The 26,123-nt window shown below is 48.7% G+C and carries 25 protein-coding genes and 1 tRNA gene; 6 read left to right on the top strand and 20 right to left on the bottom strand.

The features are described from left to right. Positions 1-44 precede the first annotated feature (44 nt). Genes ACUHGC_RS06955 through pepE form a run of 3 tightly spaced genes read right to left on the bottom strand, consistent with a single transcriptional unit; the run spans position 45 to position 3,359 of the window. A complete protein-coding gene (locus ACUHGC_RS06955; protein WP_446832628.1) occupies positions 45-1,313 on the bottom strand; it encodes a M20 family metallo-hydrolase in 1,269 nt (422 codons plus the stop codon). 19 nt (positions 1,314-1,332) lie between these two features. Further along, positions 1,333-2,625, bottom strand: coding sequence for a C4-dicarboxylate transporter DcuC (gene dcuC / locus ACUHGC_RS06950; protein ID WP_446832627.1), 1,293 nt, complete (start codon positions 2,623-2,625; stop codon positions 1,333-1,335). A gap of 23 nt (positions 2,626-2,648) precedes the next feature. Continuing rightward, complete coding sequence (gene pepE / locus ACUHGC_RS06945) at positions 2,649-3,359, bottom strand: dipeptidase PepE (protein WP_446832626.1); 711 nt, start codon at positions 3,357-3,359, stop codon at positions 2,649-2,651. Positions 3,360-3,498: 139 nt separating this feature from the next. On the opposite strand from pepE, the gene ACUHGC_RS06940 reads away from it, so the two are divergent. Together ACUHGC_RS06940 and ACUHGC_RS06935 are read left to right on the top strand one after the other, a co-directional pair. Beyond that, entirely contained in the window at positions 3,499-4,734 is a 1,236-nt protein-coding gene (locus ACUHGC_RS06940) for an allantoate amidohydrolase (RefSeq protein ID WP_446834864.1), read from the top strand. 84 nt (positions 4,735-4,818) lie between these two features. After that, positions 4,819-5,178, top strand: coding sequence for a rhodanese-like domain-containing protein (locus tag ACUHGC_RS06935; RefSeq protein ID WP_446832625.1), 360 nt, complete (start codon positions 4,819-4,821; stop codon positions 5,176-5,178). 57 nt (positions 5,179-5,235) lie between these two features. Here the strand turns inward: ACUHGC_RS06935 and ACUHGC_RS06930 are convergent, their stop codons facing one another. Then, positions 5,236-6,120 carry an NAD(P)-dependent alcohol dehydrogenase gene (locus tag ACUHGC_RS06930; RefSeq protein WP_446832624.1) on the bottom strand — a complete coding sequence of 295 codons (885 nt, stop codon included), beginning with the start codon at positions 6,118-6,120 and terminating at the stop codon, positions 5,236-5,238. Continuing rightward, entirely contained in the window at positions 6,071-6,298 is a 228-nt protein-coding gene (locus tag ACUHGC_RS06925; protein WP_446832623.1) for a hypothetical protein, read from the bottom strand. Before ACUHGC_RS06925 ends, ACUHGC_RS06930 begins: the two co-directional genes overlap by 50 nt. 158 nt (positions 6,299-6,456) lie before the next feature. On the opposite strand from ACUHGC_RS06925, the gene ACUHGC_RS06920 reads away from it, so the two are divergent. After that, the gene (locus tag ACUHGC_RS06920; protein ID WP_446832622.1) at positions 6,457-7,365 is read left to right on the top strand and encodes a LysR family transcriptional regulator; all 909 of its coding nucleotides are present in this window, start codon (positions 6,457-6,459) and stop codon (positions 7,363-7,365) included. A 35-nt stretch (positions 7,366-7,400) separates the two neighbouring features. Here the strand turns inward: ACUHGC_RS06920 and ACUHGC_RS06915 are convergent, their stop codons facing one another. Continuing rightward, positions 7,401-8,378, bottom strand: a complete 978-nt coding sequence (locus tag ACUHGC_RS06915) for an oxidoreductase (protein WP_446832621.1) — start codon at positions 8,376-8,378, stop codon at positions 7,401-7,403. 88 nt (positions 8,379-8,466) lie between these two features. On the opposite strand from ACUHGC_RS06915, the gene ybaK reads away from it, so the two are divergent. Further along, complete coding sequence (gene ybaK / locus ACUHGC_RS06910) at positions 8,467-8,946, top strand: Cys-tRNA(Pro) deacylase (RefSeq protein WP_446832620.1); 480 nt, start codon at positions 8,467-8,469, stop codon at positions 8,944-8,946. Positions 8,947-9,053: 107 nt separating this feature from the next. Here ybaK and uvrB read toward each other — a convergent pair whose 3' ends face one another. Further along, positions 9,054-11,102 carry an excinuclease ABC subunit UvrB gene (gene uvrB / locus ACUHGC_RS06905; RefSeq protein WP_446832619.1) on the bottom strand — a complete coding sequence of 683 codons (2,049 nt, stop codon included), beginning with the start codon at positions 11,100-11,102 and terminating at the stop codon, positions 9,054-9,056. Positions 11,103-11,612: 510 nt separating this feature from the next. Here uvrB and ACUHGC_RS06900 point away from each other — a divergent pair. Both ACUHGC_RS06900 and ACUHGC_RS06895 read left to right on the top strand, forming a co-directional pair. Then, positions 11,613-11,688, top strand: a tRNA-Asn gene (locus tag ACUHGC_RS06900). A 132-nt stretch (positions 11,689-11,820) separates the two neighbouring features. After that, positions 11,821-12,780 carry a calcium/sodium antiporter gene (locus ACUHGC_RS06895; protein WP_446832618.1) on the top strand — a complete coding sequence of 320 codons (960 nt, stop codon included), beginning with the start codon at positions 11,821-11,823 and terminating at the stop codon, positions 12,778-12,780. A gap of 54 nt (positions 12,781-12,834) precedes the next feature. Here the strand turns inward: ACUHGC_RS06895 and ACUHGC_RS06890 are convergent, their stop codons facing one another. The 13 genes from ACUHGC_RS06890 to ACUHGC_RS06830 form a co-directional block, all read right to left on the bottom strand. Next, positions 12,835-13,398, bottom strand: a complete 564-nt coding sequence (locus ACUHGC_RS06890) for a cytochrome b (protein WP_446832617.1) — start codon at positions 13,396-13,398, stop codon at positions 12,835-12,837. Between the two features lie 97 nt (positions 13,399-13,495). Beyond that, positions 13,496-14,893: an exodeoxyribonuclease VII large subunit gene (xseA, locus tag ACUHGC_RS06885; protein WP_446832616.1), complete on the bottom strand. Its 1,398-nt coding sequence runs from the start codon at positions 14,891-14,893 to the stop codon at positions 13,496-13,498. 469 nt (positions 14,894-15,362) lie between these two features. After that, a complete protein-coding gene (locus tag ACUHGC_RS06880) occupies positions 15,363-16,595 on the bottom strand; it encodes a DUF711 family protein (protein WP_446832615.1) in 1,233 nt (410 codons plus the stop codon). Between the two features lie 137 nt (positions 16,596-16,732). Beyond that, positions 16,733-16,951, bottom strand: coding sequence for a DUF1107 family protein (locus tag ACUHGC_RS06875; protein ID WP_446832614.1), 219 nt, complete (start codon positions 16,949-16,951; stop codon positions 16,733-16,735). Between the two features lie 182 nt (positions 16,952-17,133). Continuing rightward, positions 17,134-18,192 carry a 3-deoxy-7-phosphoheptulonate synthase AroG gene (aroG, locus tag ACUHGC_RS06870; RefSeq protein ID WP_446832613.1) on the bottom strand — a complete coding sequence of 353 codons (1,059 nt, stop codon included), beginning with the start codon at positions 18,190-18,192 and terminating at the stop codon, positions 17,134-17,136. Positions 18,193-18,377: 185 nt separating this feature from the next. Next, positions 18,378-19,631 (bottom strand): lipoprotein-releasing ABC transporter permease subunit LolE, encoded by a 1,254-nt coding sequence (lolE, locus tag ACUHGC_RS06865; RefSeq protein WP_446832612.1) that lies wholly within the window; start codon positions 19,629-19,631, stop codon positions 18,378-18,380. A 2-nt stretch (positions 19,632-19,633) separates the two neighbouring features. Then, the gene (gene lolD, locus ACUHGC_RS06860; RefSeq protein WP_446832611.1) at positions 19,634-20,335 is read right to left on the bottom strand and encodes a lipoprotein-releasing ABC transporter ATP-binding protein LolD; all 702 of its coding nucleotides are present in this window, start codon (positions 20,333-20,335) and stop codon (positions 19,634-19,636) included. A gap of 25 nt (positions 20,336-20,360) precedes the next feature. Next, complete coding sequence (locus ACUHGC_RS06855; RefSeq protein WP_446832610.1) at positions 20,361-21,551, bottom strand: lipoprotein-releasing ABC transporter permease subunit; 1,191 nt, start codon at positions 21,549-21,551, stop codon at positions 20,361-20,363. Next, positions 21,551-22,810 (bottom strand): tetratricopeptide repeat protein, encoded by a 1,260-nt coding sequence (locus tag ACUHGC_RS06850; protein ID WP_446832609.1) that lies wholly within the window; start codon positions 22,808-22,810, stop codon positions 21,551-21,553. The genes ACUHGC_RS06855 and ACUHGC_RS06850 overlap by 1 nt, the downstream gene beginning before the upstream one ends. 61 nt (positions 22,811-22,871) lie before the next feature. Beyond that, positions 22,872-23,816 carry a 2-hydroxyacid dehydrogenase gene (locus tag ACUHGC_RS06845; RefSeq protein WP_446832608.1) on the bottom strand — a complete coding sequence of 315 codons (945 nt, stop codon included), beginning with the start codon at positions 23,814-23,816 and terminating at the stop codon, positions 22,872-22,874. Between the two features lie 70 nt (positions 23,817-23,886). Beyond that, positions 23,887-24,714, bottom strand: a complete 828-nt coding sequence (locus ACUHGC_RS06840; protein ID WP_446832607.1) for a SirB1 family protein — start codon at positions 24,712-24,714, stop codon at positions 23,887-23,889. Between the two features lie 15 nt (positions 24,715-24,729). Next, complete coding sequence (prmC, locus tag ACUHGC_RS06835) at positions 24,730-25,611, bottom strand: peptide chain release factor N(5)-glutamine methyltransferase (RefSeq protein WP_446832606.1); 882 nt, start codon at positions 25,609-25,611, stop codon at positions 24,730-24,732. A gap of 6 nt (positions 25,612-25,617) precedes the next feature. After that, a complete protein-coding gene (locus ACUHGC_RS06830; RefSeq protein ID WP_446832605.1) occupies positions 25,618-26,118 on the bottom strand; it encodes an RDD family protein in 501 nt (166 codons plus the stop codon). Positions 26,119-26,123 lie beyond the last annotated feature (5 nt).

Genomic DNA, 26,123 nt, shown 5'->3' with positions numbered 1-26,123 from the left:
ATTGTGTCTTTTCAGCCTAGCTCGAAATTGAGCTCAACAACCGTTTAGCCGTTTAAACGCTGCAAAAGTGCGGTGTACAGGTTTACGCCGGTCAGCAGTTGTTTCTCATCGAAGTCAAATTCGGCTTGGTGGTGGCCAGCGGTGCGGTCGGCGCCGACGATGAAATAAATCGCTTTACCACCGTTTTGTTGCACGCGTCGCCCCAAAATGGTGGCGTCTTCGCTACCGTTAAAGCCGTAAGTCGGTTCGACTTGTTGAACTCCTGCCTCTTTTTCCGCCAGTTCGCTGATTAAATCGACCAGTTCCGGATCGTTATCCAAATCCACCGCTTCGCCCATAATTTCAGTTTCATAACCGACATCAAAGCTTTGGGAAATGCCTTTGGCGATTTGCATCACTTGATCGACCATATATTGATTGATTTCGGCATTTTCACCGCGCACTTCCAGCTGCACTTCGGCGGTAGTCGGAATCACATTGCGCCCTTCCCCGGATTTCAGTACACCGACATTAATTCGGGTCATGCCTTCGCCGTGGCGCGAAATACCGTGTAATTGTGTGACTGCATGTGCCGCCGCCAGCAGCGCATTGCGCCCTAAGTGCGGTGCGGCGCCGGCGTGTGCCGGTTTGCCGTGGTAGCGGATGTCGATTTTGGTGGTGCATAAGAATTTCAGCGGGTTGGCAATAATCGTACCGGAATCCGCACAGAAGCTCAAATGTGAGGCAGCAAAATAGTCCGCATCGTCAACGATTCCGCTGGCAGCAATCGCAGCCGCGCCGCGCACGCCCTCTTCCGCCGGTTGGAACACCAGCTTAATTTTGCCGTTCAGCTGCGCTTTGTTTTCGGCAATCCATTGCGCCACACCAAGCCCGATCGCCATGTGCCCGTCATGTCCGCAAGCGTGCATAAAGCCGTCGTTTTGCGAACGAAAGCCTTGCTGATTCGGGATATGCTCCGCATCGGCGGTTTCTTGCACGTTAACGCAATCAATGTCAAAACGTAAAGCAACGGTGTTGCCCGGCTTGCCGGAATCAAAAATCGCTACCGCACCGGTATAACCGTCCATTTTATCCAGCCACTGTTGATCGGCACCGGCGGCAATCGCCGTTTTCAGTCCCGCATCAACCACCGCCTGTTGCCGTCCGCGGACAAATTCTTCGTTAATAATCGCTTTGCCTAACCGCACTTCAAAGCCCATTTCACTCAGGTAGGCAGCCAATTTCGTCGTGGTTAAAAACTCGCACCAACCTGTCTCAGGAAATTGGTGAAACTCCCTTCGCCAATTAATCAATTGTTGTTCGTTAATCGCCATACTTTCCCCCTATCGTGTTTTATAACATAAAGAGTGCTAAGAACAGTACCGCCAGCACCATGCCCGGCGCGGTACGTTTAATCATTTCGACCGGATTGACACCGGCTAAGCCGGCACAAACAATCGCAACCCCGGCAATTGGTGAAGCCGTGCGTCCGATCGCACCGGCAATCGCCGCACCCATGCCGAGATTAACATGAGTATAACCTAATTCAACCGCGTGCGGGGTCACTGCGGTATTAAATGCAATCGCAGCGGCATCGCCAGAACCGGTGATTACCCCCATCAGGAATGGACCAATGGTGGCGCCCCAGCGCACAAATTCATTCGACGATTTCAAAAATTCAATTGCGGAATCAATCGCACCGGTGGATTTCAAACCTGCCACGAAAACGCTTGCCGCAATGATAATCCCTAAAATATTGGTGTACGCACTGCCCATTCCACTAAAAAATTCATTGGTGATTTTCACCGGTGAAACACGCGTGACGATAATGGCGTAAAGCGCTCCGATCAACATCGCTTCAGGCACTGCCATTTTGGTCCATGCCAGTGCCGGAATGCTTTGCAGCTGAGTTCCGCCGATAACCAAAATCACCAACGGCACTAACGGAGCAATCGCATACAGCGGGTTCACTTTGGTGAACTCTGCTTCCGCCGCTTGTTTTTCTGCCAAGTATTCGTCACGGAATTGTTGCCCGAAATCTTTTAGCACAATTGCCAAAATCGTCAACACCGTCGCGCCAATCGCACCGGCAATAATGGTATATGGCGCGTGCGATAAAATCACTTCCGGCACGGTCAAACCCGACATTTCGCTGATCATCACCACGTGCGCCGAACCGGGACTCATCATCGATCCGAATGTGCCCGCCAAAATCGCTGCCCCGGCAGTTGCCGGGCGCACTCCTGCGGATTTCAACACCGGAATCAACGTTGCGCCCACCGCCGCGGCACAACCTGCCGCAGACGGAATCGCAATATTAATAAAAAATGTCAAAATGGTCGCAATCGGAATCAGGAAAAACTTCAAGCCGCTCAGCGGTTTCGTTAAAAGATGCACTAAGTGCATATCACACTGAGTGAATTTCATCACATACGCAAAACCCATACTGGAACAAATCGCCATGATCAAACCGGCGGAGGTCATACTTTTAGAAAATGCTTGCAGCGCCCCCATTGGATTAAGGGTTAACAGCGCCATCACCAAACCAACACCTAATAATACCGTGCGGGTTTCATATTTTTTGATCATCAGATAAATCGTAACCGCGATCCCCACGATTGCGATGATGATATTTAATCCGTTCATATGAAATCTCCTCTAATCTACTCTTAATAGTTAAACGTAGAATTCAGCGCGATCTCTTCCACGTCCATTTCACCGCTGATCCGCAAAATATTATCGTAACCGATCACCGTCGCCTGTGAGTCTCGAATTTGCAACGCCGTTCCCTCCGGCAAGGCATAGACCACCGCTTTCGGGTTGACCAGCAAAAACTCCTTCAACCGCTCTTCGCGACTTTCACCGTTGTGTCCTTGCATTTTGCCGGAAATAAAGTGCGGGTTGATTTGCGCCGGAAACAGATTCAGCCCCTCGAAAGACGGCGGATAGATAATCGGCATATCGTTGGTGGTCATAATCGACGCCCCCGCCACATTCACACCGGCACTCCAGCCGAAATACGGCGTACCGCTTTCCACTTTGCGGCGTATCGGCTCAAGCAGATTGTGCTGATATAACTGATTTAATAAGCAGAAAGTATTACCGCCGCCAATGGCGATTGCATCGGCTTGTTCGATAATCTCACGCGGATCCGACGACTGATGCACGGAAAGAATCTTCATCTCCAATCCCGCAAGTGCTTGTTGCACCAGCTGTTGATATTGGTCATAACTGCGGCTCACCCCGGCATAAGGCACAAAGGCTAAGGTTTTTCCTTGAAAATCAGATAAAAAACGGGCAATCCAAGGGGTACAGTGAACAAGATATTCGGTGCTTCGATATTTGGAACCACTGATTAACAGCATTTTCTTAACACTCATTGGCACACTCCTTTCATTAGTCGTTATGTCACATTTGTGATCAATTCGATTTTACGCGAATTCATTTTAGCTTATAGTGAAATGGATCATGCTTTTGGCAAACAGTTTGTAAAATCCCTGACTTCAAGGAGAAATTATGATATCTATCAATATGCAACGTGTTATTGAAATAATTAATCACCTCGCTACTATTTCAAGCAACGACAACGAATTAACCCGTTTGGCATTCAGCCGAGAAGATCTGGCGGCACGCGACTACCTGCTTTCGTTCTGCGATCATCCGTCACTTAACATTCGAATTGATCCGATCGGCAACGTCATCATTCGCCGCGACGGAGTAGAAAATGAACTCCCCGCTGTGGCTTTCGGCTCGCATATCGATACCGTAGTGAATGCCGGCAAATTCGACGGTCCGTTAGGTTCGATTGCCGGCTTGGAAATTTTGCTACAACTTTGCGAGCAACAGCAACAAACCCGCCACCCGCTGGAATTAATTATTTTCACCTGTGAAGAATCCAGCCGTTTCAATTATGCTACTTTAGGCAGTAAGGTGCTGTGCGGTGTGAGTGATAAAACCGCACTTTCAGCATTACAAGACAAAAATGGCGCTAATTTGGCAACTGCGTTACAACAAATCGGACTGGATTTTGAACAAATTGAGCTGGCAAAACGTGCTGCGACAGAATTTAAATGCTTTTTTGAACTGCATATCGAACAAGGTCCTCGGCTGGAAAATGAAAACAAAACCATTGGCGTGGTCACCGGCATTGCTGCGCCGATTCGCTGTATCGTAAAAATTCAGGGGCAGGCAGATCACTCCGGCGCAACCGCCATGAATTACCGACACGATGCGCTATTAGGCGGCGCCGAATTGGCATTAGAACTGGAACAAGCCGCCATTCGTGCCGCCCATTCTACCGTGGCGACCGTCGGGCAAATGCAGGCGAAACCGGGCGTGATGAATGTGGTGCCGGGCTATTGCGAATTGTTGGTGGACATCCGCGGCACGGACGTGAATGCCAGAGAAAGTGTGTTCACGGCTTTACAGCAGAAAATTGACGAAGTCGCCCAACGGCGTGGCTTGCAGATTGAGTTACAGCTGATTTCCAAAGACAAACCGGTGATTTTGGATCCTGCCATGGTGTCGGCGGTGGAACGTGCCTGCCAAGAGTTAGACTATGCTTACGAAATCATGCCGAGTGGCGCCGGACATGATGCAATGCACATGGCAACATTGTGTCCGACCGGTATGATCTTTGTGCCGTCACAAGCCGGTATCAGCCACAATCCACTGGAACACACCGATTGGCAAGATGTCGAAGCAGGGATCAAAGTGCTGCAGCAAGTTGTCTTGGCGCAGGCGGAGTTAGTTTAAATCGTGTCAATATGAGACTATTTAACGGGCAGCTTTAAATTTTACGATTAAGCTACTATTAACTTCAATTTAAGGTAAATAAATATGAAAATACTCAAATTACTCGCCGCCACGCTGTTACTGACCGGTAGCCCATTAGTTTCAGCATTGACGACGGCTGTCACGCCACAAACCTTACAGCAAAATACAACCGCACTTTTGTTCGACGTGCGCTCCGCCGATGAATTTGCCGCCGGGCATTTACACAATGCGGTGAATATTTCGCATGACAGTATCGGGCAACAGATCAGCCAATTGACCGCTGATAAAGATCAGACTATCTATGTGTATTGTCGTAGCGGCAGACGCGCTGATTTGGCTAAAGCGGAATTGGAAAAATTGGGCTATAAAAACGTGGAAAATCTGGGCGGTTATCAGCAATTAAAAGACGCCGGTTTTCAGTAAAACAGCACTTTAACAGTTGTGAATGATAAAAAAGGGGCAAACGCCCCTTTTGTGTTTTTAGCCGTTTTTCAGGCTTTGCATATCGATAACGAAGCGGTATTTCACGTCGCTTTTCAGCATTCGCTCATACGCCTGATTAATATTTTGCATGGTGATCATTTCCACTTCAGACACGATATTGTGCTTGCCGCAGAAATCCAACATCTCTTGTGTTTCGGCAATCCCGCCGATCACCGAACCCGCCACACTGCGGCGTCCCAAAATTAATGGCACGGTGCTGAGGGTTGATTCCAGCTCGCCCACTAAGCCGACCAACACCAAAGCACCGTTCAGCGCCAACGTATTCACATACGGATTCAGATCGTGGGTGTAAGGCACAGTGTCGATAATCAGATCAAAATGATTTGCCACCGCCTGCATTTGCTGTTCTGAAGTAGATAACACCACATGATCGGCCCCCAGTTTGCGTGCATCATCCTCTTTGCCTGCGGAACGGGTGAACAGCGTCACCTCTGCGCCCAAGGCGTGCGCCAGTTTAATCGCCATGTGCCCCAAGCCGCCTAAACCGACCACCGCCACTTTACTGCCTGCGCCGACTTTCCAGTGGCGCAACGGCGACCAAGTGGTGATCCCGGCACACAACAACGGCGCAACCGCTTGAGTATCCAAATTCTCCGGCACGCTCAGTACGAATTTTTCCGTCACCACGATCGTGTCGCTATAGCCGCCATAGGTCGGCAACTGATCACCAAAACGATCGATGTCGTTGTAGGTTTGAATATTGCCGTTTTCACAATATTGCTCCAAGCCGTGCTCACACGGGTGGCAATGCTGGCAGGAATCCACCATACAGCCGACCCCGACCAAATCACCCGCTTTAAATTTGCTTACCTTACCGCCGACACGGCGCACCCGCCCGACGATTTCGTGCCCCGGAACCATCGGATACTGGCTCCAACCCCCAGTCATTGCGCGCTTGGTGCAAGTCGGAATGGCACACGCCACAATATTGAATCTCGATTTCAACATCGTTATCCCGCACTTCGCGGCGTTCAAACTCAAACGGCGCTAACGGGCTGGTGGCGGATTGTGCGGCATAGCCGTAAACTTTAATCGTCATCTGTTTTTCCTCATCTGATAAATTGGCTGCAAACAGTGAAACCGTTGCGGCGCCACGCTTACAACGCCATAATGGATCATTGCTTTTGGTATCATAACCGCGTTATGATTTCCTGTATATTCACCAATTTGAATTTTATAATTTCGGAAAATGAAATAATGCTAAATAAACTGGAAGCCTTAAGAATCTTTTGCACCACCGCCGAAACTATGCAGTTTCGCGAAGCGGCGAATCGCTTAGCCGTCTCGCCGCCGGTGGTCACTCGAATGATCGCCGAATTGGAAGATCATCTCGGCGAAACTTTGTTTCAACGCAACACCCGCCAGATCAAATTGACCGATTTCGGACAGGAATTTTTGCCGAAAGCACAGCAATATTTGGAAGACGGCGACAAACTGTTCGCTCCGGCGAAACGCAAACACGCCGATGAAATGAGCGGTTTAGTCCGAATCACCATTCCCGAACTGCCGAACAGACAGGCAATCTTAGCCGAACTGCTCAGCGCCCTCAAACCTTATCCCGATTTATTGCTCGATTGGCGGGTCGATAACGTGCGTTTAAATGTGGTGGAAGCGCAAATTGACATCGGTTTGCGAATCGGCAATCTCAGTGACAGTCGGCTTATCGCCCGTCAATTAGGCGAAGTGAGAGAAAAAATTGTCGCCGCGCCACAGCTGATTGCGCGTTGCGGCACGCCACAGACCATTCACGAATTGCAGAAAAATTTTCCGCTAAATGTCGATCTGGACGCAAACACCGGGCGTTTTTGGTCGTGGTATATCAATCCTGAGCTCCAATTTACCCCGCATAAGCCGGTGTTTATCAGCAATAATATGTACAGCAGCCTGCAAGCGGCACGCTCCGGCATCGGCTTTTCTCATTTGGCCGATTGGATTTGCGAGCCCTACCTGCAAAACGGAGAACTGGTCGAAGTGTTGGCGGATATTCCCAAAATGCGCTGGCCGGTATATCTCTACCGCCCGCAAAGAACGGTCACACCGGTGCGGGTCAAGGTGGTGTTTGATCTGCTGCTGAAAATTTTAAGTCGTCATTTTCAGACAAGTTAAACGGCGAAACCGCACTTTCGGTTTCGCCACACTGATTAATATCCTTGCAAATAGGCGGTTTCCGCCAGTTTCACACCCAATAGCGCCAAACTGAAACGCTGTTCGTCGCACACACTCCAGAACTGAACGCCGTTTTCCAATTCCTGCACGTCGCTGATATGAATCTGATCCGAATCCTGATACTGCTCACCGTTACTGACCGGGGTGATGATTTCATCTTGGTGCAGCTGCAAAAATTCATTGTCTTGCCATGCTGCTTGCCATTGCGCAACGTCGGTTTGGTAATCGGAAAGTGCGGTCACTTGTTGCCCCAAGCCATAAAAAACCGCACTTTGCAATTGGTGGATCACCAATTGAATTTCGCTATTCGGCAGAATTTTTTGGAATTGCTGTAACAGGCGATCGCTGGCGTGTAACTTCAACGGCGCGGCATCAAATGCCAGACGCGGCTCGCCGTCATCCAACGGAATGCCGTTGAGCAGGCGCGCAGTCTGCCCTGCCAGTTTTTTCACCTGTTCGGCATTCACATACGACGCCGGCAACATCGAACTGATCAGCACCCGGTTAATTTCGCCTTGTGCCAACAACGAACCGGCAGTCAAAATCAACTGGCTGATTTGCGGATCCGCCAGCGCCACGATATTGCGGTTGCGCAATTCGGCAAGCTGCTCGTCATTAAATCCCGGCACCACCAGCGACACATCATGCAATGCCGCACAAACGCCGTTCAGATCGATCACCACACAGCCACTGTCCGCTGCCTGTGCAATATACGTTGCGTGCTTGGTTTCACCGGCAAAAAACAGATACTGCTTTTCCGACCAATCAATATCTTCAATGCTGTGTTGCGCCACAGCACGATTATTAAAGCGCAAGCCTTGCTCCTCGCCGAACGGATAAATTTCCGCCACCGACAGCGTTTCAATCGGCAATTGGCTCTGTTCCAACAACTCGGCGAATTTTTCCGCTAATTCAAATTCTGCAGCAATCACGATATTTAAATTTGCCTGCATTTTTTTCTCCTACAAATCAGGTACAATAAACGCCCCTATTCTACGGAATTTCCAGTGATAAGTCTGTAAAAGAATCAAGAGAGCAAGCATGACTCCGGCAATCAATTATTTAACCAAAAACAAAATTCCTTTCAGCATTCACAGCTATGAACACGATCCGAATGTCACCGATTTCGGACACGAAGCAGCGGAAAAACTCGGTTTAGCGCCGCAACAAACCTTTAAAACGCTATTAGTCGCACAAAACGGCGATCAGAAAAAACTGGCGGTGATGGTTATTCCGGTGTCGCATAAATTGAGTTTGAAAAAAGCCGCAAAAGCCTTACAAGTGAAAAAAGTCGAGATGGCGGAAATTGACGCCGCACAGAAATCCAGCGGTTATCTGGTCGGCGGTATCAGCCCGATCGGGCAGAAAAAAGCCTTGCCGACGTTTATCGATCAAAGTGCGGTTGACTGGGAGTCAATCTATGTTTCCGGCGGTAAACGCGGGCTGGATTTAGCACTAAAACCTACCGATTTAGCACAAGCAACCCGCGGCAGTTTTGCGGATTTGAGAGATGAGTGTTAGTTGATATTTTAATATCGAACTTTGTTGATAGCGACCTACTTTTTCACCGTAATTGTAGACTGAGCTGGCAAGCCCAGCCTACGAGTGCCGAAAAAAGTAACCTACCCTCAATCAAAAATAAACCGCTCTCGCAATTTATGCAGCTCATCACGCACGGCGGCTGCTTGTTCGAATTCCAGATTTTGTGCGTGTTGATACATTTGCTGTTCCAGTTTTTTGACCTGTTGCTCAAACTCTTTGGCACTTTTAGGTTGATAAACCGCACTTGGCTCGGCGACTTTTTGTAATTTCTGTCTGCCACGCCCTTTGTTGCTTGATCCCTGCCCGATGTCGAGCAGTTCACCGACTTTTTTGTTTAACGCTTGCGGCACGATGCCGAATTTTGCATTGTGGGCGATCTGTTTTTCACGGCGGCGATTGGTTTCGCCGATCGCTTTTTCCATCGAATTGGTGATCCGATCGGCATACAAAATCGCTTTGCCGTGTAAGTTCCGCGCGGCGCGTCCGATGGTTTGAATCAGCGAACGTTCAGAACGCAAAAAGCCCTCTTTGTCGGCATCTAAAATTGCCACCAACGATACTTCCGGAATGTCTAAACCTTCGCGCAGTAAGTTGATGCCGACCAGCACATCGAACTCACCTAAGCGCAGATCGCGGATAATCTCCACCCGCTCGACGGTGTCAATATCCGAATGCAAATAACGCACCCGCACGCCGTGTTCCTCCAGATAATCGGTCAGATCTTCCGCCATGCGTTTGGTTAGCGTTGTCACTAACACTCGTTCATGTTTATCGCTGCGCAGACGGATTTCCGATAACAGATCGTCCACCTGAGTGGAAACCGGCCGCACTTCCAGAATCGGATCAAGCAAGCCGGTCGGACGCACAACCTGATCGATCAGCTCGCCACCCGATTTTTCCAGTTCATAAGGTCCCGGCGTGGCGGAAACATAAATGGTTTGCGGCGCCAAACGTTCAAATTCCTCAAAACGCAGCGGGCGGTTATCCAGTGCCGACGGCAAGCGGAAGCCGTATTCCACCAGCGTTTCTTTGCGTGAGCGGTCGCCGCGATACATTCCGCCAATCTGTGGCACGGTGACATGCGATTCGTCGATAATCAGCAAACCGTCGCTCGGAATATAATCAAACAGCGTCGGCGGCGGTTCACCCTCGCCGCGCCCCGACAGATAGCGCGAATAGTTTTCAATCCCCGAGCAGTAACCCAGTTCGTTCATCATTTCAATATCAAATTGGGTGCGTTGGGTAATGCGCTGTTCTTCCAGCAATTTATTATTATCTAACAGATATTGACGGCGCTCCGCCAGTTCCAGTTTAATATTTTCAATCGCTTCCAGCACCCGTTCGCGCGGCGTAACATAGTGGGTTTTCGGGTATACGGTGTAACGCGGCACTGCGCCGAAATTGTGTCCGGTGAGCGGATCGAACAGGCTTAAGCGTTCAACTTCCTCATCAAACAGTTCGACCCGAAGCGCAACGTCGTCCGATTCCGCCGGGAAAATATCAATAATTTCGCCGCGTACCCGAAACGTGCCGCGTTGAAACGCCTGATCGTTGCGGGTGTATTGCAATTCCGCCAGTTTAGACAAGATTTGACGTTGATCGATAATCGCGCCGGTTTGCAGGTGCAACATCATTTTCAGATACGAATCGGGATCGCCCAAACCGTAGATCGCCGACACCGACGCCACCACAATGGTATCACGCCGTTCTAAAAATGACTTGGTCGCCGACAGCCTCATCTGCTCGATCTGATCGTTAATCGAGGCGTCTTTTTCAATAAAAGTATCACTCGCCGGCACATAGGCTTCGGGCTGGTAATAATCGTAGTAGGAAACAAAATACTCAACCGCATTTTCCGGGAAAAACTCCTTCATTTCGGCATACAGCTGCGCCGCCAGCGTTTTGTTCGGTGCTAACAACATCGCCGGACGATTCAATTGTGCAATCACATTGGCAATGGTAAAGGTTTTACCGGAACCGGTCACCCCAAGCAGGATTTGATGTGCCAAGCCGTCTTGCAAGCCTTCGATCAATTTGGCAATCGCCTGCGGCTGATCACCGGACGGTTTAAAATCGGAATGCAGTTTAAAGGGTTTGGCGTTCAGTTTGAGTTTGGCGGTTGCACTGTTTGACATAATGATTGGCTGTCCGGTTATAAAATTCAGCCTGATTTTAGCATATTTTAGAGTAGAATTTTATATGAATCCGAACGGATTGGCGCAATTTGCAAGGATTGAGCTATTTCATTGATAACACAATAGCTTGGTTATTTTTTTCGCACAAAAACAATGATCAAAAATCGACTTTTTGCACAGTCTCTAAGCTGTCAAGTGACAAACTTCAAATTTTGCAAAAAAATAATTTAAAAAAAAAGCTAGATTTTTCTTATCTTATTGATAAATAAAATAATGTTATTTTATAGCCAAATCCAAATCTGATCGCGCAAGGTCGCATATTTCCTGTCTTTTGCCCCATTCCGCCAAAACTAATCCACAAAGTTATCCACAGGGCGTGTGGATAGAAAAATCCGCCGATTTTCTGTCAGTTTTTTGTGGTTTTGATCTTGACAAGCTATTTTGTTCTCTCTATTATACGCCCCTCAATTCGACATTGTGTGATATTTCCACAGTCGAGCAACGAACAATTCCTCCTTAGTTCAGTCGGTAGAACGGCGGACTGTTAATCCGTATGTCGCTGGTTCAAGTCCAGCAGGAGGAGCCAATTTCTCTGTCGGTTAGCTTTTATTTGTCTCCTTTTGTAAACGCTTTTTGTAATCCGACAGTGTTTAGCCCATAATCAGCTTGATTACGGGCTTTATTTTTATCTACGCCACCTCGATCCTCAGGAAATTCTATGCTATTCGCCTCGCTCGCCGTGATTGTCGGCTTAATTATTTTAGTTTGGAGTGCCGATAAATTCGTTGACGGTGCCAGCCAAACCGCACAATATTTCGGAATGCCGAAACTGTTAATCGGAATGTTGATCATCGGCTTCGGTACCTCGGCACCGGAAATCGTGGTCTCGGTCACCTCTGCGGTGCAGGGCAATCCGGGCATTGCTCTTGGAAATGCCTACGGTTCGAATATCGCCAACATCGCATTGATTTTAGCGATCACGGCAATCATCAGCCCGGTTCTGGTTACCCCCTCAATCCTGAAAAAAGAGTTGCCTCTCTTGCTTGGTGTTTCGGTGATTTCCGCACTATTGCTATTTGATCGTGATGTCAGCCGTTTCGACGGCATTGTGTTACTGGTGATTTTCAGCCTGTTTATGGCGGTCAGTATTTGGCACGGATTAAAAGTGAAAAATGCGCTGCATCCGGAAGACAGCGACAACAGCGAAATCGTGATAAGCAAAGCGATTATCCTGGTTCTGATCGGCTTAATCCTACTGGTCGCCAGTTCTCAGCTATTAGTTTGGGGCGCGGTGACGATTGCTAATCATTTTGGTGTCAGTGAATTGATTATCGGCTTAACCGTGGTCGCTGTCGGCACATCACTGCCGGAACTTGCGTCCAGCATTGCTGCCGCACGCAAAAATCAACATGATCTGGCAATGGGCAATATTATCGGTTCTAACCTGTTCAATACCTTAGCTGTTGTCGGATTAGCAGGCACAATTCACCCGTTACAAGCCGATAATGAGATCATGACCCGAGATATGCCAATCATGTTATTACTAACAGCGATTCTGTTTCTGTTCGGCTATCGCTATAAAGCGGAAAACGGCTACATCAAGCGCTGGGCGGGGATTATTCTGTTATTATGTTATATCGCTTATAACAGTTATATTTTCCTCCAGATCAGCCGCTAATAACGGCAATTCAAATACAAACGGAGCGAAAATTCGCTCCGTTTTTGTTTTTATTTATTGGTTTTTAAAACCAAACATTCTTTTTAAGGTGTTGTCTTTATCAATAATATGGTGTTTCAACGCCCCTGCAATATGCAGGAAAATCGCCGCCAACATAATCGGTAACAGGCTGCCGTGCACCGCACTTGCCGCGCCTGCCAAGCCTCCGTTCAATACTTCGCGTTTGCCGTCTACCACATTGGCAGCAATCAAATCCAAACCGAACAGCTGCAAGCCGTGTCCGCCGCCGTATGCCATTAACATTCCTGAAATCGGAAACGCCAACGTGCCAAGCAGTAACACCCAATGAATCAATTTAGCCAGTGCCTGTTCCCAGCCTGCGTGTTGCCCGACCGGTTTTGGAAAACCGTTTTTCCAACGCCACAATACCCGGATCACGATAAAAATAAAGATGAAAATGCCTAATGATTTGTGGGTCGGATACAGCCCGTAACTAGCCGTCTCACTCATATAAACCCCGAGCGCCATTAAGCCGAAAATAAATAGTGCAATCAGCCAATGCAGTGAAATGGTAATATGCGACAAACGTTCTGTCGTATCTTTCATTTTAGAAGTCATAAAAAATCCTTGATGTTAATAAAAAGTAAACTCGCTGCTTATTATAAAGATTTTTCGTATTGAATATAGCGAAATTTAGCTAAATACGGTTTGCAACTTAATCGACAATTTCCAGCACGCTGCTGATAACCGTTCCCTGACTAAATCGGGTTAGCATTTGCTCGCCGATGTTAAGCTGTCGGCTGTCGGTAATCGCGTTGCCCTGCGGCGTTTGTGAAATCGAATAGCCGCGCGCCAGCACATTCAGCGGGCTAAGGCTGTTAAGTTTAGAACACAATTCCGCTAATTGATGCCGATTGGTCAGCAAATTTTTCTCTAATAAACTGCGTAACCGCACTTGCTGTTGTTGCAAACGCTGCCGCTGTTGCCCGATTCGATACGGCAACGGGTTTTGTTGTAAACGTTGTTGCCAATAGACCTGATTTGCCCGACTACGTTCCAACTGGCGCCGAATTGCTGAATTAAGCCGTTGTTGTGTAAATTGATAATGCTGAGCTTGTTTATCCAAACGGCGCAAAATCGCCTGATTTAACCGCGCGATCAACTGGCGGTTGTGCTGTAGTTGTAATTTCAGTTGTTTGCTCGGATGCTGATTATTCAAGCGTAAACTCAGCCGTTCTAAACGCTGCTGTTTATCGCTGAACAGTCGGTCAAAAGCGATTTCCAAATGTTGCTGCCGATATTGCAGCTGTTGCAATAATTCGCGCTGATCACGGCTAACCAACTCCGCCGCTGCCGACGGCGTCGGCGCGCGTAAATCCGCAACAAAATCAGCAATCGTCACATCGGTTTCATGCCCGACCGCACTGATAATCGGGATTTCTGAAGCAAAAATCGCCCTCGCCACAGCTTCCTCGTTAAAACACCATAAGTCCTCCAGCGATCCGCCGCCACGCCCGACGATTAACACCTCGACTTCACGCCGCGCGTTTGCCAGTTCGATCATCTGCACGATTTCTGCTATGGCATCTTTGCCCTGCACCGCAGTCGGGTAGATCACGATTTCTAAGCTCGGATCGCGCCGTTGCAGAACGTGCAAAATATCTTGCAGCGCCGCGCCACTTTTTGAGGTGAGCACGCCGATACGGCGGTTAAAGTGCGGTATCGGTTTTTTGAGTTGCTGTGCAAACAGCCCTTCCGCCGCCAGCTTTTGTTTCAGCTGCTCAAACTGCTGTTGCAGCAGTCCGTCGCCCGCGGGCTGCATACTGTCGATAATCAGTTGATAATCGCCGCGCGGTTCATACAAACTCACCGAGGCACGGACCAGCACCTGCATTCCGTTTTGTGGTTTGAATGTGACCCGCATATTTTTCATGCGGAACATCGCGCACCGCACTTGGGCGTTTTCATCTTTCAGACTGAGATACCAATGCCCTGAAATCGGCTGGGTGAAATTAGAAATTTCCCCACTCAGCCAGATCTGTCCGAGATTACCTTCCAGCAACAATCTGGCAGTGTGGTTTAGTTGGCTGACGGAGTAGATGGTGTCTTGCATAGCGATCTCGTGTTAATTATTTTCTGTATGGAATATTACTATTTGAAATGATGGGCTAGCAAGCCCATCCTACCTGTTATTTGGGATTCAGCTATCATGTTTCACCAATGGCGCTGACTTTTCGCTCGATCGGTAATGTGGGCTTGCTAGCCCACAAACCGCACTTGACTATTCTCGGTTATTTGGATATTTAACTATTGGGTTTCGCCGATGATGACTGACTTTTAAACTCGATCGGTATGGGCGTATTGCATACGCCCATACGATATAAGCTTTTAATTCATAATGAAAAAATATAACATTTGGCTCGGGCGTATGCAATACGCCCCTACAATTCCTTGAAAAATCACTATATAATCCGCCCGCTAATAACCACAAAATCCAAACCGCACTTTGCCCTTATCACACCCCAACGGAGCGACACTATGCGTAACCGCACACGCGAGTGTGCGGGATTCGCTTTGGATTTCTAAGGCACTGCCAGCACGGCGCAGTTGCATAGATCATCGCTTTCAAATTGTGTTTGTTCGCCGGCAGATAGGTTTGGTACCGGGAACAAGCGAACGGTGAGGGGTTTATTTAAGCGAAATGCCATGGTGCCGGTGTCACGCATTAAGGCGCAAATTTTCTCCGCCGGTGTATCGCCCGGGATTGGTACGGTATCAAGCCCGATGCCGCACACGCTGCTGTAGGTCAGCAGGGCGCGAATATCAAACTGGTTTTGTCGCGTGGCTTCCGCCAGTCCTTCATCTTCGGTTACCGCCAGCATTAAGCCGGAAAAACCGACTGCAGTGACATTTTCTAACGATTTAAACACGCGCGTTAACAGCGCCGATGCCTCGACCGTTCCTGCCGCACCGAAATACGGCACACCCAATAGTTGGTACACATCGACCATCGAATGGCAATTTTTCGACGGTGCAGCTGAGGTGTCCATGCCGGCAAATTGCCAGTTTGAATCCACCTTCGCCCGTTTGATGCTTTCACTGACGAGATCAACATGGTATTGCAACGCATTGTGCATTGCCTGATATGCCGCTGCTAAAAATTCTGCGCGGGTGAGTTGTGTCGCCGCTTGCAACGGTTGTAGGGCGGCGACCAATAAATCCGGCGTTTCTAGCCCGATGACAAAACAGTCGCCCTGTTCGCTGTGGTGGTAACTCGCCGGGAAATAGGGAATTAGTGGTTTACAGTTAAAATTCACCGTGAAATTGAAGTTGCCCTCGCCGCGCGGAGTGATTGCCGCAATCTGTTGCACCGCCTCCGTGCAACGAATAATTTGTTGGTTATCCAGCAAACCGTATTCATCGGCATCAATATTCACGCAAGCGTTGCATAGATCACCGTAATCCTTGATTAATTCGGGCAATAATGCGATTTCAGCGGCACTTTTGGCTTCACCCACCGCAAAGCGGATTCGCAGATCCGAGCCTTGGTTCAATTGCAACAAAATCGCTTTTATTTTCGCCAATCCTTGTTTTGCGTTTTCGAGGCTGCCGGTGTCTAAATATTCTCCAAATGGATTGGTGACGATCCGAATCGACTGCACCTGATAGCCGCTGTGTTGCAACTCCTCCGCCAGCGTGTCGCACTGCCTTTTCGCGGTGGCAAGTGCGGTTTGCCACTGCTCGCTATCTGCCGATAAGGTGGTGAATGCGGTTACCGCCCGAACGCGGCAAAGTTCAGTTGATCTCAAGTCCATTGTTAGCCTCTCAGTTTGTAAATGAATTGTAATATTTATAACGATAACTCACTGTAAAGGCAAGTAAAAAATCGGAGGTTCAGCCATAAAAAACCCGTTATCCAAGTAACGGGTTTTCACTGCTTAGCCGTAATCGACTAGGTGGCTAACGCCTCCTGTTGCAGATGTTTGATATGACGGTTAATTTCCGACATTACACTGAATTTCTTCAGGTTTTTCACTTTCGGCAGTACGATTTTGCCTTGGTGAAATTCAAACAGTCCGACGCCGCGAATAAAAAACGAGCCGGAAAACAGAATTTTGACATATCGAGCAATTTGAAAAGGGTTGTAGCGCTGAAATACTCTGACTTGCATAATATCTCCTACGGATTTTGCTAGTTTATTTTATTGGTTTTATTTTCTTATTTTGCATTCTGCATTGTCTTTGACTACCGATATGAACGATGGTTCATTTTTTATTTTATAATAAAAAGAACGGTTAAATCTCATCGATTAACCGCTCTTTTGAAGTGGATCACACTGCTTTTACATTCAGATTATTTTTTCAAACGACGAGCCTTAACCGCACTTGCTAAATCACGCAGCATTTGCTCACTGTCCGCCCAGCCGAGACAGCTGTCGGTGATGCTCTGCCCATAAACCAACTCAACACCCGGTTTTAAATCTTGGCGTCCTTCCACCAAATGACTTTCAATCATCACGCCGAAAATTTGATCGGAACCGTTGGCAAGCTGGTTACACACGTCTGCAGAAACGTCCAGTTGCTCTTTGAATTTTTTGTGGCTGTTGGCATGGCTGAAATCCACCATTACATGAGCTTTCTTGCCCGCTTTGCTCAACGCTTCGCACACGTCCGCTACCGATTTAGCGTCATAATTGGTGTTATTATCGCCACCACGCAAAATAATATGGCAATCATTGTTGCCTTTGGTGGTCACAATCGCCGAATGCCCGAACTTGGTTACCGACAAAAAGTTATGCGGTGCTTCTGCCGCGCCGATCGCGTCCAGCGCCACGCGCACACTGCCGTTAGTCGCATTCTTGAAACCGACACCGCAAGACAAGCCGGAAGCAAGTTCACGATGCACTTGCGATTCAGTGGTTCTCGCCCCAATTGCGCCCCAACTCATAAAATCCGCCACATATTGCGGGGTGATCATATCCAAAAATTCCCCTGCCGCCGGCACTTCCAGATCGTTAATATCCGACAACACCTTGCGCGCAATTCGTAAGCCGTCATTTAATTGGTAGCTATCGTCCAAATACGGATCGTTGATTAAGCCTTTCCAACCCACAGTGGTGCGCGGTTTTTCAAAATAAACCCGCATGATAATTTCTAGTTCGTCGCTCAATTCTGCGCGCATTTGTTTGATTTTGTGCGCATATTCCAGCGCCGCTTGCGGATCGTGAATTGAACAAGGCCCGATTATCACTAACAAACGATCATCATTGCCGTGAATAATATCGTGCGCTTTTTGGCGGGTCGCCGCCACCACTTTTGCCGCCACATCGCTCGCCGGGTATTTTTCCAATAACGCTACCGGTGGCAGCAGTTGTTGGGTGTTGGCGATTCGCAAGTCGTCGTTTTTATACATTTTTTATCCTACAATTAGTCAAAGTAAATTCATTATTATCTATGTATTATGTTTCAATTGTAGGGGCGTATTGCATACGCCCTCACACAAACAATGAAACAATCTGTTTAATTTGTTGAAAGTTTAGCACTGTTTTTTGTACTAGTAAACTAGTTCAAAAATACATTTATTGTTTATGCAAATAATTAATAGCTACTCAACACTGCCGCCGGCTGCAATTTTGCCGCGCGCGCCGCCGGATAAAGGCTGGCAAGCAGGCTCAACATCAGTGCCGACAACAGCACCAAACCGACATCTTGCCAATGCAATTCGCTTGGCAGGAAATCGACAAAATAGATTCCGTCGGATAACAGTTGCACTTGCAACAGTGATTCGATGGCTTTAATGATCTCAGTAAGATTCAACGCCAGCAGAATGCCGATTATGATGCCGATCACACAACCTTTCATGCCCGACAATAAGCCATAGCTGATGAAAATCCGCCGAATAAAGCCGTTATTCGCGCCCAGCGTACGCATGATCGCGATATCACCCTGTTTATCTTTCACCGCCATAATCAAAGTCGAAACAATATTAAAGCACGCCACCCCGATCACCAGCACCATTGCGATATACATAACCGAACGGATCATCTGAATGTCGCGATACATATAGCCGAATTTGCCCAGCCAACTGGTGGCGGTCAGCTGTTGCGGATAATCTTGCAAGCTGCTGTAATCCATTTGGTTAACCTTAAACGGATCGAACAGCGCAATTTCCACCCCGCTGGCTTGCTGCTCGCTCATGCCTAAATACTCGCGCGCGGTTTCAATCGGCAACAGCGCAAAGCTGTGATCCAGTTGTCCGTCAAGCCGCAAAATGCCGCTCACCTCAAGGCGAAAGCGCTTCGGCTGGTTATTGGTCATACTGTCGCCGCCTTGCGATAACAGTAATGACACCGAATCACCAACGTTAACATCTAACTCTCTGGTAATCCCAGCCCCCAGAATCAGCCCGGATTGCGCGTTAAAATTCGTCCATTGATTGTCTTGCACAAACTGTCCGATCGCGCTGACCTTGTCTTGTAACGCTTTTTCCACGCCGCGCAGCTGTGCCACTTTCAAGCGACTGCCGTTTTCGATTAGCGCTGTGAAACTGACATACGGCGCGATGCCTTTTACAATCGGTTGTGAATCCAGCCGTTGCGCCAGATTCTGCCAATTTTGAATTTCACTCGGCTGCGCAGCGTTTTGGTACGCACTAATTTCAATATTCGGCACCACCGCCAGCACACGCTGGCGCAATTCGCGTTCAAAGCCGTTCATCGCACTCAATCCGATAATCAACACCGCCACGCCCAATGCAATGCCGATAGTAGAAAAAGCAGAAATCAAACTGACCAAGCGATTTTTCTGTTTACCACGCTGATAACGCCATGCGATAAAAAACGGAATTTTCATACTCAGTCCTGCTCCGCCCGCAATACGCCGTCTTGCATCACCATGCGGCGCGACAGTTTATTGGCTAAATTCATATCGTGAGTCACCAGCAAAAAGCCGATTTTTTGTTCTTGATTCAGGTGCTGAATCAGCTCAAAAATGCTTTCGGTGGTTTTGTAATCCAAATTGCCGGTCGGTTCGTCTGCCAGCACCAGAGCCGGACGATTCACCAACGCGCGTGCAATCGCCACCCGTTGCCGTTCGCCGCCGGAAAGTGCCGACGGACGATGTGCAGTGCGGTGTGCCAGCCCCACTGCCGCCAACATTTCCGCGGCACGGGCTTTGGCTTCATTTTTATCGTGTTTGCCGATCATCAATGGCATCATCACGTTCTCAAGTGCGGTAAAATCCGCCATTAAATGATGAAACTGATACACAAAGCCCAAATAACGGTTGCGCAACTCCGCCAATTTGTTCGGCGAAAGTTGCAGCAGATTTTCGCCCTGCAACCGCACTTCGCCACTGTCGGCTTTGTCTAAGCCGCCCAACAAATGCAACAGCGTGCTTTTGCCCGATCCGGAACTGCCGACAATCGCCACCAATTCGCTCGGCTGCATGGCAAAACTGACGTTTTTCAACACTTGGGTTTGATTGTCGCCTTCTTGATACGACTTGCTGAGATCGTGGCAAGACAAAAGTGCGGTCTGTGATTGTTGTGGTTTCATGATTTTTGCTTCACTTATAACTGAATTATTCATAACGAAGTGCGTCCGCCGGTTCGATTTTCGCCGCGCGATAGGCAGGATACAGGGTTGAAAGCAGCGTGAGGATTAGCGTCGCTAAAATAATAATTGCCAATTGCGCACCGTCAAGCAGCACCGGTAAATGGACTGAATCGGACATCACGCCGCCGATGATCTGATTGATATTCGAGGCGGCAAGCAAACCCAACCCACAGCCCAACAGCGTGCCGACCAATCCGACCAATAAGCCTTGGAAGATAAAAATCTGCATTACCTGCGCTTTTTTCATGCCTTGGGTTTGCAAAATCGCAATTTCGCCTTGTTTATCCAGCACCATCAGGCTGAGCGAGGTCACGATATTGGCAATCGCCACCACGATAATCAAACCGATCAGCAGCCCCATCATGTTTTTTTCCATCGCAACCGCTTGGAAAAACTCGCCTTTCTGTTCACGCCAATCGGAAATTTTCCATTTATCCGACGGAAAATGGGCTGTCAATTCAGTGATTTTAAACGGATCGTCCAAGAACAGCCGTAACCCTTGCACCTCTTGTGGCGGGATGCGCAATAAACGCCCGACATCTTCAATATTCGCCAGCACTTGGTGTTGATCACTTTTGATGCCGCCGTCGATAATCGCTGCCAGCGTAAACAGCCGCTGTACCGGCACACGCCCGAACGGCGTATATTGGCTGTTTGCCGCCAACATCACCCGCACTTTGTCGCCGACGCTCAGTTTTAACTGCTGCGCCAAATCTGCCGTCAGTAAAATATGGTAATCACCGGGTGCAAGCAGTTGCGGCAAGTTTAGATCGTCAAATTCCAACATCGGATCATTCGAATCGGTTGAAATACCGAGAATCCGCGCGGCACTCAACCCGGCGGCGGTTTGTAAAATCACTTCGCTACGATTGATCGCTACCGCACTTTGCACAAACGGCGGCAGCGGAGTCTCAAATTCAAAATCACGCGCCAAATTGCCGTCTAACGGCTGGATCACCGCATGCGGTAAAGTATGAAGCACGCTCTCTTTCTGTTGCTGCTGCAAGCCGTTCATCACCGACAACACAATCACCAGCGCCATCACGCCCAACACAATGCCGATGCTGCCGAGCCAAGTCACAATCCGCCCGAAGCGATCCGCACTTTTGGATCGCCAGTAGCGCAAGGCAACAAACAGAGGAACGTTAATCGCCATTATTTCATTTCCCGCAATTCGGCTTCGAGCTGCTCAATGCTTTGTTGTTCATCAAGCTGATATTCGTCGTTTAAGTATTGATAAATCGCCAAGGCTTGTTCCAAATACGGTTTTGTAGCGTAGCTTTGATACAGCTCCGCCAATTTGTAATATCCGCTAGTGAGCCCTTGATCAGCCGCTTTTTGATACCAAAATTCCGCTTGTTGGTTGTCCGGCTGAGTGCCTGTGCCCTCAACATAGTAATCGCCGAGCCGCACTTGCGCTTCGGCATCGCCCATTTCTGCGGCGGTTTTAAATTTTTCCAAAGCAAGTGCGGTATTGCCTTCAACCCCGAAACCATTTTCATACAGCAACCCTACGCTGTAAACCGCGCCGGCATTGCCCAATTTCTCCGCTTGTTCGAAATAAGCGCGCGCTTTGGCATAGTCTTGTAAATCGTCAGTCAGATAGTAGATCATGCCCAACTCTAAGATCGCTTCGCTGTGTTGCTGCTTAGCCGCCTGTTCGAACCAAAAGATCGCTCGTTCAAGGTTGTCAGCGTCTTGATACAATAACGCCGACTGATATTGCGCTTCCGCATGATTCGCTTCTGCCGCTTGCAGGTAGTAAGCCATCGCTTTTTCAAAATCGATCTCAACGGTGTCGTAACCGTTGGCATAGTAATCCGCCACACTCTCTGCGGCAGTGGCGTTGCCCTGATCTGCCGCTTGTTTATACAGGCTAAATGCCTGTTTTGCGTTTTGGGCTGTGCCTAAGCCCTGTTCATATAAATATGCCAAACGGGTGGCAAATTCTGCTTTGCCTTGCTCAACCGCACTTTTCACCTGTGGGAATAGCTTTCGATACAACTGCTGCGCTTTTGGCTTATCTTGTGCCACGCCCAACCCGTCATCATACAACGCCGCCAACACCAGCTCGCCGTAAAATGCGCCTTTTTCTGCCGCTTCGGCTGCTAACTTAAACGCTTTGGGATAATCGGCGTATTGTTCCAAGGTGTAATAATTTGCCAGACTGGCTAACGCGTCGGCATTGCCTTGTGCTGCGGCTTGCTCAAAATAGCGCAATGCGGCTTGATCGTCGATTTTGCTGTGATTTAAGCCATACCACGCATTCAGGCCCTGCTGATAATCTGATTCGGCTTGTGTTTGTTCCATGCTCGGTTTCTCACTTGCCGCAACCGCACTTGCTGCTACTGTATTTAGCGGCAACAACAGGCTAAGTCCGCAGCTTAAAATCACGGCGGTTTGCAATAATTTCATCAACGTTTTGTTCTCTCGTATACAGGCGGAAAAATCCGCCTGTGTTACCGTTTATGCCGGTTTATTTCAAACTTGCCGCAAATTGCTCGATATTATCCCGCACTTTGCCGACCAGAATTTCCACGGCGGAATCTGCCGCCCATGCGATATGTGGAGTGATCAACAAGTTCGGCATGGTTTTTGCCGCTTCCATTAATACGTTGCCTTTTTCAGGTGGCTCTTTGATCATCACATCAATTGCCGCGCCACCTAAATGACCGCTGTTTAACGCTTCAACCAATGCATTTTCATCAACTAACGGACCGCGTCCGGTGTTGATCAAAAACGCGCCTTTTTTGGTTTTTGCCAAGGTTTCGCGGTTGATCAAGTTTTGTGTGGTCGGGGTCAGCGGGCAATGCAGGCTGATGAAATCCGCCTGTGCCAACACCTCGTCAAACGGGGTATAACCTTCACGACAGTCGGTGGCATCTTTATGTTCGGCATACAGCACTTTCATGCCGACTGCGCTGGCTAAACGCCCTACTTCGCTGCCCAAGTTGCCCTTGCCGAATACGCCCAGCACCGAATTGCGCACGTCGGTCAACGGATAATCAAAATAGCAGAATTGTTTATTTTCCACCCAACGGTCAGTCAGTTGATCGCGATACCAGCCCATTAAACTGTGTTTTAACGCAAAAATCATGCCGATAACGTGTTCCGGCACACAAACCGAGGAATAACCGGCGACATTTTTGACCGTAATGCCTAACGCTTTTGCTGCGTCTAAATCGACGTTATTGGTGCCGGTGGCGGTGACTGCAATCAGTTTCAGATCCGGCAGCTGTTGCATTAATTCACGAGTGATCACCACTTTGTTGGTAACCGCCACATCTGCGCCTTGCAAGCGCTCAAGAGTTTGCTCCGGATCGGTCGCTTCATACGCCGTCCATTGATGTTCGATATTCGGGCGAGGAATCGGAATGTGTTTCGGTAAAGAACTGCTGTCTAAATGTACAATTTTTAACATAGGCTACTCGCTTATTTCGTTGAAATGACAATAAAAAGTTGCGGCGATGTTCCGCAACCGCAGTTGAAAACTAGTGAATCGAATACTCCGCCACCATCGCACCCATCAGTTGATCGCGCAACAGATCCGAAGTGTGATCGTCCGGGCAACAGGTGACGAAATAATCAAAATCCGGCAGCGCCAAGTGAACGCAGTTCATGCTGGAATACACCAAGCCGCGATCGCGGATTTCATACGGATCTTCCGGTTTTTTGCTCAAACACCATGCAATCAGACGCAGCGATTCATCGTGGCGATCTTCGCGCATCAGCGCATTTTTAATATATTGCACCAGATATGTGGTGATTTGTTCGCCTTCGGCAACGCTCAAATCGTGTTCCTCCGGCTCCTCGCCGAAGCCGATATAGCCTTCAATCCATTTATCCAGCGTATCTTGTGTCAGAAACTCGCCGTCCCACGGGTTGATGAAAATGGTTTCGCCGTTGAGATCGCTGCGCAGCACCAACTGAGTCGGGAAATTGACCGGAAACAGCGGCAAACTCAGGCTTTCCGCCAAATACAGCACCAGCGCGCCCAAGCTCAGTGCCGAACCTTGATGACGCTGCAAAATTTGATTAATCAGCATACTGTCGGCATTAAAATGGGTGTCCGGATCACAGTGAAAACCCCATTCGCGATAGACCAGTTGCAATAATTGGCTGATTTGTTCACGAACGGTTTGTTGTTTATCCACCGCAAGACGCGCTTTGCGCACCAAGTGTCCGAGCTGCCCCCAAATACTGGCGGTTTTGTCTTCGGTTGAAATCACTTTATATACTTCAACCATCTGCACCAACAAGGCTTTTTGCAGCTTGCGTTGCTCCTCGCTTAATTCGCAAGGTGAAAGTTCTACTGTCATCTTGTTATCTCTTTTTTAAGTTACTAAATTCGCTAAACTAACCCGTTCATTATTACCGTAATCGTTGACAGTCTCAATATGCTGCCAGTCGTATTGTTGAAAAAGCGACCGCACTTGCTGCCCTTGCTGCCAGCCGTGTTCCAGTGATAGCCAGCCTTGCGGTTTTAAATATTGCGGCGCTTGTTCGATGATCCGGCGCAAATCCGCGTAGCCGTTTTCATTCGCCACCAGTGCGGAGTGCGGTTCAAAGCGCAGATCGCCTTGTGATAAATGTTGATCAAGCGGATCAATATACGGCGGATTGCTGACGATTATATCAAACTTTTGCGCACCGATTTGGCTGAACCAGTCGCTTTGTGCAAATTCCACCTCCGGCAGTCGGTTGCGCACGCCGTTGCGCCGCGCCAATGTCACTGCTCCGGCAACAAAATCCACACCCAGCACTTTCAGCCGCCCACCGCACTTGGCAAGCCGCGGTTTTAATTCGCTCGCCAATGCCAGCGCGATAGCGCCGGTTCCGGTGCCCAGATCCAAAATCGCCAATTCGCCGTCAAAGTGCGGTGAAGCAAGGCGCTGTTCGACAATTGCCAGCGCGCGCTCCACCAGTATTTCGGTGTCCGGACGCGGGATTAAGGTCTCCGGCGAAACTTCCAAGCTCAACGACCAGAAAGCTTTTTCCCCAAAAATATACGCCATCGGTTCACCATCGATCCGCCGTTGTAAAAGTGCGGTCAATTGCTGCTGTTCCGACGCCGTCAGGACGGTTTCGCCGAACGCCAAAATTGCCGCCCGACTTTTACCGGTCACCCGTTGTAATAATAACTGGCTGTCTATTCTTGGGCTTTCCGCGTTAGCAAGCAAAGTTAGCGCCTGCTCGAGCCATTGTTGATAAGTCATTGCAGATCAGCTTCTAATTAACAGTGAATTGGTGATGCCGCTGCCGCGGGTTTCGATGTATCCGCGCCGTATCGCCAAAAGAAAAGACAGCAGCGCACCGACACTAAAAATAAGGTAAATCAAACAGTCGATCAGTTCGCGCAGCAGATAGCGCCCAAACGGTAAATTATTCAGCGTGTTGGCATCGACCACGCGAATGCCGAACAATTTTTTACCCAATGTTTGTGAATAGCGTGCCATGAGAAACCATTGGGTTAACAGGCAAAATGATAACGAACCGATGCCGACATGAGCGCCTTCACCAAAGAGGTTGGCGATGATAATCACCGAAATAAAATAAAACAGCAGATTAACGAAAACCGCTAAAAAACGGCGACAACCGCCCGCCAATTGCAGCGGTTTCATGTGCTCTGCCACTGCGGCATTATATGATCCGTTTCCTAATTCTAACTGCGAAGCGGCAGGTTTGCCGTTTCGCTTTTTTGCGCGCGGGTTTTCAACTAACATGGTTA

The sequence above is a fragment of the Testudinibacter sp. P27/CKL/0425 genome (assembly GCF_052931395.1).
This window is presented reverse-complemented; position numbering and strand designations above follow the sequence as displayed.